The organism is Clostridium uliginosum, from assembly GCF_900112485.1.
Classification (GTDB): Bacteria; Bacillota; Clostridia; order Clostridiales; family Clostridiaceae; genus Clostridium; species Clostridium uliginosum.
Genome location: NZ_FOMG01000005.1, coordinates 160,969 through 173,447 on the forward strand (window position 1 = coordinate 160,969; position 12,479 = coordinate 173,447).

At 26.7% G+C, this 12,479-nt stretch carries 13 protein-coding genes; 9 read left to right on the top strand and 4 right to left on the bottom strand.

Going from position 1 to position 12,479, the window contains the following annotated elements; translation table 11 throughout:
* Positions 1-150: 150 nt before the first annotated feature.
* Both BM027_RS05420 and BM027_RS05425 read left to right on the top strand, forming a co-directional pair.
* Entirely contained in the window at positions 151-1,434 is a 1,284-nt protein-coding gene (locus BM027_RS05420; protein WP_090089471.1) for a D-alanyl-D-alanine carboxypeptidase family protein, read from the top strand.
* 319 nt (positions 1,435-1,753) lie between these two features.
* The gene (locus BM027_RS05425) at positions 1,754-2,338 is read left to right on the top strand and encodes a flavin reductase family protein (RefSeq protein ID WP_090089472.1); all 585 of its coding nucleotides are present in this window, start codon (positions 1,754-1,756) and stop codon (positions 2,336-2,338) included.
* A 115-nt stretch (positions 2,339-2,453) separates the two neighbouring features.
* On the opposite strand, the gene BM027_RS05430 is transcribed toward BM027_RS05425, so the two are convergent.
* Positions 2,454-2,882: a phage tail protein gene (locus tag BM027_RS05430; RefSeq protein WP_090089473.1), complete on the bottom strand. Its 429-nt coding sequence runs from the start codon at positions 2,880-2,882 to the stop codon at positions 2,454-2,456.
* A gap of 221 nt (positions 2,883-3,103) precedes the next feature.
* Positions 3,104-3,445 (bottom strand): arsenate reductase family protein, encoded by a 342-nt coding sequence (locus tag BM027_RS05440; RefSeq protein WP_090089475.1) that lies wholly within the window; start codon positions 3,443-3,445, stop codon positions 3,104-3,106.
* Positions 3,446-4,002: 557 nt separating this feature from the next.
* Here BM027_RS05440 and BM027_RS05445 point away from each other — a divergent pair.
* Both BM027_RS05445 and BM027_RS05450 read left to right on the top strand, forming a co-directional pair.
* Positions 4,003-4,698 (top strand): response regulator transcription factor, encoded by a 696-nt coding sequence (locus tag BM027_RS05445; RefSeq protein ID WP_090089476.1) that lies wholly within the window; start codon positions 4,003-4,005, stop codon positions 4,696-4,698.
* Positions 4,688-6,169, top strand: a complete 1,482-nt coding sequence (locus BM027_RS05450; protein WP_090089477.1) for a sensor histidine kinase — start codon at positions 4,688-4,690, stop codon at positions 6,167-6,169. The genes BM027_RS05445 and BM027_RS05450 overlap by 11 nt, the downstream gene beginning before the upstream one ends.
* Positions 6,170-6,613: 444 nt before the next feature.
* Here the strand turns inward: BM027_RS05450 and BM027_RS05455 are convergent, their stop codons facing one another.
* The gene (locus BM027_RS05455) at positions 6,614-7,264 is read right to left on the bottom strand and encodes a DedA family protein (RefSeq protein WP_090089478.1); all 651 of its coding nucleotides are present in this window, start codon (positions 7,262-7,264) and stop codon (positions 6,614-6,616) included.
* 539 nt (positions 7,265-7,803) lie between these two features.
* On the opposite strand from BM027_RS05455, the gene BM027_RS05460 reads away from it, so the two are divergent.
* The 5 genes from BM027_RS05460 to BM027_RS05480 all read left to right on the top strand — a co-directional run bounded on the left by BM027_RS05460 (position 7,804) and on the right by BM027_RS05480 (position 11,864).
* The gene (locus BM027_RS05460; protein WP_090089479.1) at positions 7,804-8,832 is read left to right on the top strand and encodes an ABC transporter substrate-binding protein; all 1,029 of its coding nucleotides are present in this window, start codon (positions 7,804-7,806) and stop codon (positions 8,830-8,832) included.
* 176 nt (positions 8,833-9,008) lie between these two features.
* A complete protein-coding gene (locus BM027_RS05465; protein WP_090089480.1) occupies positions 9,009-9,776 on the top strand; it encodes an ABC transporter ATP-binding protein in 768 nt (255 codons plus the stop codon).
* Positions 9,769-10,569 (top strand): ABC transporter permease, encoded by an 801-nt coding sequence (locus BM027_RS05470; RefSeq protein WP_090089481.1) that lies wholly within the window; start codon positions 9,769-9,771, stop codon positions 10,567-10,569. Before BM027_RS05465 ends, BM027_RS05470 begins: the two co-directional genes overlap by 8 nt.
* Before the next feature lie 220 nt (positions 10,570-10,789).
* Positions 10,790-11,167: a CidA/LrgA family protein gene (locus tag BM027_RS05475; RefSeq protein WP_090089482.1), complete on the top strand. Its 378-nt coding sequence runs from the start codon at positions 10,790-10,792 to the stop codon at positions 11,165-11,167.
* A complete protein-coding gene (locus BM027_RS05480) occupies positions 11,151-11,864 on the top strand; it encodes an LrgB family protein (RefSeq protein ID WP_090089483.1) in 714 nt (237 codons plus the stop codon). Before BM027_RS05475 ends, BM027_RS05480 begins: the two co-directional genes overlap by 17 nt.
* Before the next feature lie 271 nt (positions 11,865-12,135).
* Here the strand turns inward: BM027_RS05480 and BM027_RS18195 are convergent, their stop codons facing one another.
* Positions 12,136-12,273, bottom strand: coding sequence for a hypothetical protein (locus BM027_RS18195; RefSeq protein ID WP_175559945.1), 138 nt, complete (start codon positions 12,271-12,273; stop codon positions 12,136-12,138).
* Positions 12,274-12,479: the final 206 nt, after the last annotated feature.

Genomic DNA, 12,479 nt, shown 5'->3' on the forward strand with positions numbered 1-12,479 from the left:
GAACTCTATTATTAAAATTTTAATATTTATTTAAAGTTTGTATTAGATTAAAAAAACACACAAAATAAGTTGCATTTTATTGTTATTACTTAACATAAATGATATACTTATCTTGTTTTACTATATTAAATAGAGATGGGGAGATCTTACTTGAAAAAAAATTTAATTTTAAAAACACTTGCATTAACTCTTGCCATTTCATTATTTAATCCTTGTTCGCTAAAGAGTTATGCAACTGAAAATCAAACACAAAACTTACCAACAATTCAAGCTGAAGCAGCTTTAACTATGGATTTAGAAACTGGAGAAGTAATCTATTGTAAAGATGGTGACAGCAAAAGGTATCCAGCGAGTACTACTAAGCTTTTAACTGGCTTATTATTAGCTGAAAATATAGGGAAAAATGATCAAATTACCTTTACTCAATCAGCCAAAGATCAACCTGAATATTCTTTAAACATTAATTATATGAAAAATAAAATGCAGGTTGGAGATAAAATGCTAGCTGATGATGTCATGAAAGGATTATTGCTTTTTTCAGGAAATGATACAGCTTATATGATTGCAGATAATGTTTCTGGTAATGCTACTGCTTTTGCAGATTTAATGAATAAAAGAGCAAAGGAACTTGGAGCTAATAATAGTAACTTTATTACTGCAAATGGACTTCATGATGCAAATCATTACACAACTGCATATGATTTATCATTAATTACTAAAGCTGCTTTTCAAAATCCATGGGAAAGAGAAACTATGGGATTAAAAGAATCACCTATAAATATTGGTACTTCTAAAATTATTTTAGAAAATAGAAATTTAAATCTTGGTAAAAATGGTAACATTGCAGGTAAAACTGGATCAACAAATGCTGCTGGTGGTTGTTTAACTACTGTATATGACCGAGATGGAAGAAAATTAATAGGTGTAGTTCTTAAAAGTAGACAAATCGATAATGCTGATATGACTAAATTTAATGACATGAATGCAATTATAGACTATAGCTATAATGCCACAAAAAAGGTATATAAAAAAGCAAATGAAGAAGTTGGTACGACTAATTTAGAATATAAAGCATTTGGCTTTTTTGGTCCTACAAAAACTATTACTGTTCCTATTACTTTGACTCAAGACGTTATGTATTATAAAAATGACATAAATGATAAAGATTCGGCAATAACATATAGTTCTTCAAACGGTAGTGCTTGGAAGCTAGCTTTTAATAAAGACACTAAACTAACATATACTATAAGAAATCATAGTGAAGAAGTTCCAGGTACTGTTGGTATATCATTAGGTAAAATCCTAAAAGATAATATATTGTTATATGGAGCTGTAATAATAATAGCTATTATAATAATTACATTAATTATATTTATTAAGAACATAGCAAAAAATAAACATAAAAGAAGAAGACGCTACAAAAGAAAATACTAAAATCATCTTTGACTAGTTGTTTATTTTACAATTCCTAAAATAAATTTAGTTATAGTTTAAACTCCAATCTATGTACTTATAAAAGCATTAAATTTATAATTATATAGACTGGTGCTATAAACACTATATAAATATCATATAAGGCAGATGCAAAAAAATAATAGACTCGTATGCCTGTATATTCTGTGTCATACTACGTCAGCAAATTTAGCTAATGGCTCGCTATTAACTGAACTTTACTCCTTGTCTGACATCAAATATACGACGCATCTTTGATCTATTATTTTCTTTCATCTGCCTAATTCAAAAGGGGATAACTATGAGTAAACTTAATTTTAAAGGTAGCGTTATGCTAAACCCTGCTCCAGTTGTTCTTGTAACATCTAAGAACAAAGAAGGAAAGTTAAATGTATTTACCGTTGCCTGGATAAGTACTGTTTGTACAAAAGAGCCTATTATAGCAATGGGAATAAGACCAGAACGATTATCTTATGACTATATTAAAGAAAGTGAGGAATGTGTAATTAACCTTCCTACAAAAAATATGGTTAAAACAGTTGATTATTGTGGTGTTAGATCTGGAAGAAAAGAAGATAAAATAAAAAATCTTGGATTAAAATTAAATGAAGGTGTAAAAGTTAATACCCCTTCTTTAGACCAAGCACCATTTGCTTTAGAATGTAAACTTAAATCTATTACACCATTAGGCACTCATGACTTATTTTTATTAGAAGTACTTAATGTTAAAGTAGATGAACATCTATTAGATGATAAAGGTAAGATATGTTTTAATGAAGCTGATTTAATTTGTTATAGTCATGGTGAATATTTTGAAATTAATTCTAAGCCATTAGGATCATTTGGATATTCAGTAAAAAAGAAAACTAAGATAAAAAAGAACTAGAAATTAGTTCTTTTTTATCTTAGTTTTATATTTTTCTGAATATCTTTTAGTTTATATGAAAAATATGTAATTTTAATTTCAAAGTCTAACCTACTTCTAAAAAATCATTATATACCTACTTATTTAAAGTTGAAGTACTTATAACTGGTAAAGAATCTACACTTTTAGATGTTATAATTGTAGGTGAAGTGAAGTCATATATAGTATTATCAACCGTAATTTTATCCATTACCATTTTGCCACCTTCATCAAAATAATACCAATATCCACCATTAGTTAACCAACTGTTATGAGCCATCATTCCATTTGACCAGCAATAGTACCAAACTCCATTTTCTCCCATCCAACTTGTTTGCATTATTCCATTATTACCAAAGTTATACCATTCTCCATCGATTTGTTTCCAGCCTTTAATATACGTACCATTTTCTTCCCAGCTCCAAGTATTATTTGAATTTTGTTTCCACGTAGCCGAAGCAGCAATTGGAGTAATTCCTATTATTGATATCGCAATTAATAAACTAGTAATTAATTTTTTTATCATCTAAAATATCTCCCTTTTTATTCATTTTTAGTATATTTTTACTTATAATTAATATTATAAGCCATTCTATCTTTTTTGTAAATTTAATTATAATATAAAAATAAGGTAGAAAGGATTTTTCCTTTCTACCTCTAATGCTAAAAAACAGAAATTTTATCATCTATTTTAATATATTATTGTATATAAGCTCCACTAAAATCTAATATTATAAATACTTTATTTTATTCTTCCCATACTTCCCAAATTTCAGGTTTATATCCAATAGTGGCATTTTTTCCATTTCTTACTATAGGCGTATTAATTACCTTAGGATTTTTTAATATTATCTCGCATTTAATTTCACTACTTCGTATGTTATTAAGATTTAATTTAGTATAATCTTTAGATTTTGTATTTATTAAATCATTAATATTTATGGTTCTTAAAATACTAGTAAGTTCCCCTTTGCTTATAGGCTTTTCATTTAAATCAATAAATTGAAATTTTATTTTTCTTTCTTTAAAATATCTTTCAGCCTTCTTTGTGTCAAAACATTTTTTAATTCCAAATATTTGTACGTTCATTACTTCTCTCCTACAACTAAATTTATAATATAAATTTTTACTTGGGCATTTAAAAGTTGACTAGTTATTTGTTAAGATGCCTTAATAAAAATATCTTCTCTTATATACCAATAACTAAATACAGGTTTAATTAATATTTTACAATATAAACATATTAGCTTCAACTTAAACATCTATCATATTTAGATTCTCATATTTTAACAACTACTTCTAGCTATTAGTTAAAAGCTTTATATTACTACTAATAAAGCATAAGCTATAATTAATAATATCTTAATTATAGCTTATGACTAATAACTTTGTGTATTTTTATGTTAAAATATATATATATATGTTCTAATTAAGTTACTACATTTATAATCTTTTATATAATTTTTATAGAAAATTATATCTTTAATTAACAATATCTAGTTAGAAGCATATATATCATAAATTTTCTATATAAGTTCCTCACTATACTGGTGAGTTATAACATTTATAAATATTCTAAGATTTATATTAATGAACAAACTTTATTGGAACTTATATATAATTTTAATTTTAGGAGTGTTAACTTAATGAATATTTTAATAGCTGAAGATGAAACTGATATTAGAAAACTTATCTCTCTTCACATGAGGAAAGAAAATTATAACGTTTATGAAGCTTCTAATGGCCTTGAAGCATTAAGAATTTTTGAAACAGAAAAAATAGATTTGATTTTATTAGATATAATGATGCCTAACATTAGTGGTATTTCTTTAATTGAAAAAATACGAACTGTTTCAACCCTTCCAATCATTTGTATAACTGCAATGGGGAGTGACTCTGATAAGGTTTTAGCTTTAGGCCTTGGTGCTGATGATTACTTAGTAAAACCAATAAGTCAAATTGAACTAACTGCTAGAGTATCCTCTCATCTTAGAAGATGTTATAAGTATACTAATACTAAGGATATTATTTATTCTACTGGAAAACTCAAGCTCTTTACTGAAACATTTGAAGTTTATAAGGATAATAAAAAAGTCTATCTTAACCCTAAGGAGTTTAAAATACTTTACTTGTTAATTTCTAATTTAGGTAGAATTTTTACTAAAAAACAAATTTATGAATCAGTATGGGAAGATATATACATGGGAGACTCTAATAATGTAATGGTACATCTAAGTCATCTTCGAGATAAAATAGAAGATGACTCAAAAAATCCTAATTACATAAAAACTATAAGAGGAATTGGATACAAACTTGAAAGGATTAATATAGATGAAGATTAATACTATTAAACGTAGTGTTACAACAGAATTATTTTTTACATACTTTTTAGGTTATATTATTCTAAGTTTAATAATACTCTTTTCTAATTTTTGTTCCTTTGTTTCATATGGAGTCTTATCCAGTCTTCCTACATATACTTCTTCTTTCGAAAAATTAGATAATAAACTAAAAGATGATTATAAATCCGTAACTGATGATGATTTATCTGATGTAAATGGCTTTTTAATAAAAATCAACAGTAAAAATCAAATAGATTATACTAAAGGAAATGTTATAAGCGAATTTAAAAATATTACATTAGAAAGTTATATGTCTATATTTGGAGTAAAAAAAAATAATTTATTATCATCAAATAATGATTTTAGATCATTTGTCTTACTAGAAAACTTTAATAACACTATCATTGATACTAATTCTAATGAGAAATACTCTTTATACAGTAAATATATAAATCAAGATAATTCTTTATTATTGGTAGGCTTCCCTTATTCAGAAGCTACTAAAACAAACTTTATAACCTCAAAAATTTCACATAAAGGATTGCTTAAGATTATAGTTTCTATCAACATACTTTTTGTCATTGCTATAATATATATTTTTGCAAAGATAACATCTAAATCCTTTGTAAAACCAATAAAAATATTACTTAATGGAGTTGTAGAATTAACAAAGGGTAATTATAATGTCCGGATTAACATGAAACAAAAAAATGAATTTCTTGAATTATCTAATGGATTTAATATTATGGCAGAAACTATACAAGATGAGAAAAGAGAAAAAGAAAAATTAGAAGCTTTAAGAGAAAACTTAATTTTAGATGTATCACATGATTTAAAAAATCCCCTATCCTCTATTCTAGGATATAGTGAAATATTAATAAAAAACTCTTATTTAACTGAAGATGAAAAAACAGATTATTTAAAGGTAATAAATAGGAATTCATATCGTGCTAACAAACTGATAACCGATTTATTTGAGTTATCATTATATGAGAATTGTAACTATAATTTAAATCTTTTAAAAGTTAACATATGTGAATTTTTAAGAGAAACAATTGCTCTTTATATCCCTGAATTTGATAATAATGAATTTAAATATAATTTTAACATATCTGAATCTCCTTTTTATGCACTAATTGATGAGCAAAAATTCTCTAGAGCTATTAATAACACTTTAGATAATATTATAAAATATAATTCTAAAGGAACAAAGATATCTATAAAAACCTATATTAAAGATAATAATTTTTATATTCTTCTATCTGATAATGGAATTGGAATACCAAAAGAATATCAAAGCACTATATTTAATGCTTTTGTAAGAGTTGATAAATCAAGGAATTCTAATACTGGAGGAACTGGACTTGGATTATCTATAACAAAAAAAATATTAAATAAGCATAATGGAGATATCACTATTGTAGATAGTGAACTTGGTACTACTTTTGAGATTGTCTTGCCTCTCATATAATGATTTTTACCAATGTTAATAATACTATTTTAAAATTGTGTTGATATTGTTATATAAAGCTCATAGACGATGAAATTTACTATTATATAACAATGTCAACACTCTGTTAAAATATAGCATTAAATTTAAGACAATGTTTCAAACCAAAAGGAGATGTATCATAATACAAATCATTTAATGATATAATGTATATGCTGAAAAAAAGAAATAGAAATAACATTTGTATAAGAAGCATTGAAAAATAAGCTTAGAGTTTCTTCTTGAATAAATGTTATTTCTATTTATTTGTTATTACTTCACTTGCTAATTCTGAGACAATCCCTTTTTTATTTACACAAATTTTAACATTATAAAAATATAGTGTATATTTATTTATGTAATTTATAAAATTATATTAAAATTTCTTTTACACTATTATCTAAACTATTAGTCCATCCCCTAATATTATTCAATTATTGATGAAGTCATTTTATTTCTTATAAATTCAATAACTGCTGGTAAAATAGAGATAGCTATAATAGCGACCATAACTAATGAAAAATTGTTTTTTATAACTTCAATGTTTCCAAAAAAATATCCTGCTGCTGATGCAACTATTACCCAGATACTCCCACCGATTGCATTAAATGAAATAAACTTTTTATAATTCATTTTTCCAATACCGGCAACAAATGGAGCAAAAGTACGAACTATTGGTATAAACCTTGCAAATATTATTGTTTTGCCACCATATTTTTCGTAGAATTTATTTGTCTTGTCTATATGTTCTTTTTTAAAAATTCGTCCTCCACCTATTGTAAATGCTTTCTTGCCTAAAAGTCTGCCTATCTCATAGTTTACTGTATCACCTAAAATTGCTGCTACCATTAAAATTGCTATTAATATATATATATTTAACAATCCAAGAGCTGCAAAAGCACCTGATGCAAATATAAGTGAATCTCCTGGTAAAAATGGAGTCACTACTAATCCTGTTTCACAAAATATTATAAAAAATAAAATCAAATATGTTTCTATTCCATAGTTGTTTATAATAGCCCCTAAATATACATCAAGGTGCATAAAAACATCTAATACTTGACTAATTCCATTCATCTTCTGTCCCCCTAAGTATCGCAAAAAATTTACTTTATAGTATACAAGTTATTATAACTCATTTACTACTATATATCCAATAATTTAATTTCTAAATACTATGATTTCTTATTAACTATTAACTTTTATTTTAACAAACAAATCTATATTTTCACTTCTTAAATTTATTTCATAAATTGTTAGCTAGCTAAATCTGTAAAAAAAATATATTTTAGCAATGACGTTTTTAGCATCACAATCTTGATAAACATATTATTATTGTTCTACAATAAACTCCTCATTTCTTATTTTTAAAATTATATATTTCTTCACATTTTAACTTTTCAATTTCTTTGCTTTTCACTTCAATGGTTTCTCCTCCTTTTAATCTTCTAATAATTTAATAAAATATAAAATTTATAAATCAGCAATTTAACACTATTTTTCCCAAAATATCATACTATACATCAGAAAGACTTTAGGATCAGATAAAAGACATTTTTATTAAGTAACAAGAATTTATCTGAACCTCATAATTACTTTATAGGAGATGTAATTTAATGAAAAAAAGGTCAAAAATTTTACTTTCATTAATTGCAATAGCTGCCTTAGCTACTTCTTTAGTTTCTTGCAACTCTAGCAGTAACAAATATAAAGATAACGCTGATACTAAGGTAACTGTTCGTTTAAATGAAGTAACTCGTTCTATTTTTTATGCACCTATGTATGTTGCTATGAGTGAAGGATTCTTTGAAGATAGTGGAATAAACATTGATCTTCAAACTGGACAAGGTGCAGATAAAGTAATGCAAGCTGTTTTAAGCAATAATGCTGACGTTGGATTTTGTGGTCCAGAACAAGTAATCTACATTAACAATCAAGGAAGAGAAGATTATCCTGTAATCTTTGGTCAACTTACTCAAAAAGATGGCTCATTTTTAGTTGGAAGAGCTAAGGAAAATAATTTTTCTTGGGAAAATATCAAAGGAAAAAACATTATTGGTGGAAGACCTGGTGGCGTACCTGGAATGGCTTTAGAGTATGTAATGAAAAATCACAATATTGATCCTAAGGCTGATGTCAATATGGTAACTAATATCGACTTTGCAGCAACCTCTGGTGCATTCAAAGGTGGTACTGGTGATTATGTTGCATTGTTTGAGCCTACAGCATCAATGCTTGAAAAAGAAGGCAGTGGAGCTATCCTTGCATCTATTGGACAAGACTCTGGAGTTATTCCTTATACTTGTTTTTTTTCAACAAAGTCTTATTTAGACAAAAATCCTGAAGTTGTAGAAAAATTTACAAAGGCAATTTATAAAGGCCAACAATGGTACTTTAGTCACTCTAGTGCAGAGGTTGCAGATTCAATTATCAAATACTTCCCTGGTACTGATAAGGATATAATTATAAATGTTATTAACAATTATAATAAAATTGATGCCTTAGCCCATGACCCATCTATTAAGACAGAAGACTTAGATAGATTAATAGATATAATTCAAGGATATAATCAATCATTAATTCCAACAAAACCAGACTTTAATAAAATAGTGAATAATAGTTTTGCTGAAAAATCAGTTAAATAATATCATTTTTAAAATGACCAAATACGAGGTGCCCACAGGGAAAGTTCAAGTACCCAAATATAAAATTTGGACTTTCACTTTTGAATTCTAGAGGAAACCCGACTCACATTCGTTCGCTGGGTAAGTTCGAATAACCAAATCTCAGATTTGGATTCTCACTTAAGGTGGTGATTTTTTTGAGTTTGCTTAAAATATGTAATTTATCTATGAACTACCATTCTCTTAAAGGTGAAACTCCAGCATTAAACAATATTAATTTTGAGGTTAATGCGGGAGAGTTTATTTCAATCCTTGGACCCTCTGGATGTGGCAAATCTACATTATTAAATATAATTAGTGGACTACTATCTCCATCAAGTGGCTCCATTTTATATAATGATGAAGATATTAAAAACAATCTTAATAAAATAGGATATATGTTTCAAAAAGACCACCTTTTTGAGTGGATAACTGTTTGGGATAATATATTGATAGGATTAAAAATTAAAAAACAAATTACAAATGAAGCTCTAGATAGGGTAAATGATTTACTTGAGATGTATGGTTTATCAAAATTTAAGGAACATTATCCAAACGAATTGTCTGGTGGTATGAGACAAAGAGTTGCGCTTATAAGAACCTTAGCTCTTAATCCTGAGATATTATTTTTAGATGAACCTTTTTCTGCTTTAGATTATCAATCAAGACTTTTAGTATGTGATGACGTTTGTAAGATAATAAAGAAAGAAAAAAAGACAGCAATAATGGTAACTCATGATATTTCAGAAGCTATTTCTACTTCTAAAAGAATTTTAGTCTTATCTCAAAGACCAGCTCAAATAAAAAAGGAGGTTCTGATTTCTTTTTCTAAAAATGACTTAACTCCTTTTGAACGAAGAAAAGAACCTGAATTTAGCGGTTATTTTAACGATCTATGGAAGGAGCTAGATCAGTGCAATGAGTAATGAACATGAAAAATATCTAAAAAAATTAAAATTAAATAAGATAAGACTTATTGTTACTAGGATTCTTATATTAGTTATTTTTATTGCACTATGGCAAATTGCTGGAGATTTAAAATGGATTGATCCATTTTTAACTTCTACTCCATCTAGAATGTATAAATCATTTATGTCTTTTTATAATGATGGAACTTTATTTCGTCATATATGGATAACATGCTATGAAACAATACTAGGTTTTTCTTTAGGCACTATTTTAGGAACTGCTATTGCAGTAATATTATGGTGGTGTCCTTTTGTTTCTAAAGTATTAGATCCTTATTTAGTGGTGCTTAATGCACTTCCAAAAGTTGCTTTAGCTCCAATTATTATCTTCTGGGTTGGTAATGGTATGACTGCTATAATTGTTATAGCGTTATTAATATCTATTGTAACAACTATCATAAGTGTGCTAAGCGGATTTAATGAAATAGATAAAGATAAACTTATGCTTATGAAAACTTTTAGAGCTTCTAAAATTCAAGTATTAAGATATTTAATATTCCCCTATTCTATTCCTGTTTTAATTGCTGCTTTAAAAATAAATGTTGGTTTATCATGGGTTGGAGTAATTATGGGTGAATTTTTAGTAGCTAAAGAAGGGCTTGGATTCTTAATTGTATATGGTGGGCAAATTGCTCAATTAGATATGGTTATGATGAGTATTGTTATACTTTCAATAATTGCTTTTATAATGTATGAAATGGTAGCTTTTGCACAAAAGCGCTTAATCAAAAATAAGTCCTTAGAAAAGTAAATTTATCTAATAATAGTAGTAATTTCCACAATAATATAACCTGATTTTATAAAATATATAATAATGAAAGCTTTATGTCGCAATTCTTAATATGTGCATCCTAACAAAAGATTTTTAGGAATATTCCTAAGAATCTTTTGTTATTTTGACAAAAGAGTCATTTTACTTATAATAGTAGTAGTGATAAATTATATAGTGTACATAATTTAGGGGGTAAAAGATGAAATTATTTAGAGAAGCACTAATTATATTAATTATTTATTTACTAGGAGAATTTTTATCATCATTCTTTGCTTTGCCTATACCAGGCAATATTTTAGGAATGATTATACTTTTTATATTATTATGTTCTAATATAATTAAAGTAGATAATGTCTCAAACATATCAGATTTTTTACTAGATCATTTAGCTTTCTTCTTTATTCCAGCTGGAGTTGGGCTTATGACCTCATTAAACATTATAAAATCTAATTGGCTAAAGTTGCTTATAGTTTGTTTATCTACAACTATAATAATTATAGCTTCTACGGGATTAATAGTTCAATTCATATCAAAACATAAAAAACAAGGAAGTGGAACCATTGGAAATAATAACTAATAATATTTTATTCGGCTTAGTCCTTTCTTTGATAGCCTTTGAAATAGGAATCTTTATCAACAAAAAAACAGGAGTTCCTTTTTTAAACCCGCTACTTATAGCAATAGGACTTATAATTTGTTTCTTATTTGCATTTAAAATAGATTTTAATACTTATAATCAAGGTGGAAAATTTATTAACATGTTTTTAGGACCTTCAACAGTGGTACTAGCAGTGCCACTTTATAAACAAATGGCATTACTTAAGAAAAATGCTATAGCAATTTTTTCAGGAGTATTTTTAGGTAGTATTATAGGTATGTTCTCTGTAATCGGAATATCATATTTTGTTGGATTAGACTCAACTATAATAAAATCTTTAATTCCAAAATCTGTAACTACACCAATTGGAATAGAAATAAGTAATCAATTAGGAGGACTTGTTCCTATAACAGTTCTTGCAATAATAATCACAGGAATTATTGGAGCTATCTTTGGTCCTATGATATGTAAAGTATTTAAGATTAAAGATAAAGTCGCAGTAGGAATATCTATTGGAACTGCTTCACATGCTGTAGGAACTACAAAGGCATTAGAACTTGGAGATACAGAAGGTGCCATGAGTAGTCTTTCAATAGGAGTAGCTGGTATTATGACTGTATTTATAGCACCAATTTCTTATCATATTTCAGCTTTTGTGTATCATTTAATAGGCTAAATATATCAATAAAAAAGGCACAGATAATTAGAAGTTAAAATAACCTCTAATCATGTGCCTTTTTTTGTTTAGGCATGTAAGGCACATGAAAAAAAATAACAAGTCAGTATGCTAGTCTATTTTGCGTCATACTGCGTCAATAAAATCAGCCCATAGCTTGCTATGCGTTAATTTCATTTCCTTGTCTGACACCAAATATACGTCGCATCTTTGACTTGTTATTTTTTTTCATGTGTCTTATGTTATTTTTTACTTTTCTTTTTCATATATACTATTTCTTGTTTATTTTTTTATTATTTATATAACTACTGTTTTTCTTATTACTTCTTATTTTTTTAATAGCAAGTCCAGCACAGTATCCGCCTATTGCTGCAAAAGCTATAGTTATAAAAAGTGTCATATTTCCCATTTAAAAGTCCCCCTAATAAAATATTTAATTTTTTATTATTATGTTTAAAACTTTTATCAGTTAATAGTTTTTGATAATTTTAATATACTTATCTATTTTTTAAATCTCATTTAGGTTGTTGAGTAAACAAAAATTGTAAAAAATAAATAAGCCATTCCTTTGTGATATAATGATTTCGCTAAAAACAACAAATACATCACATAAGG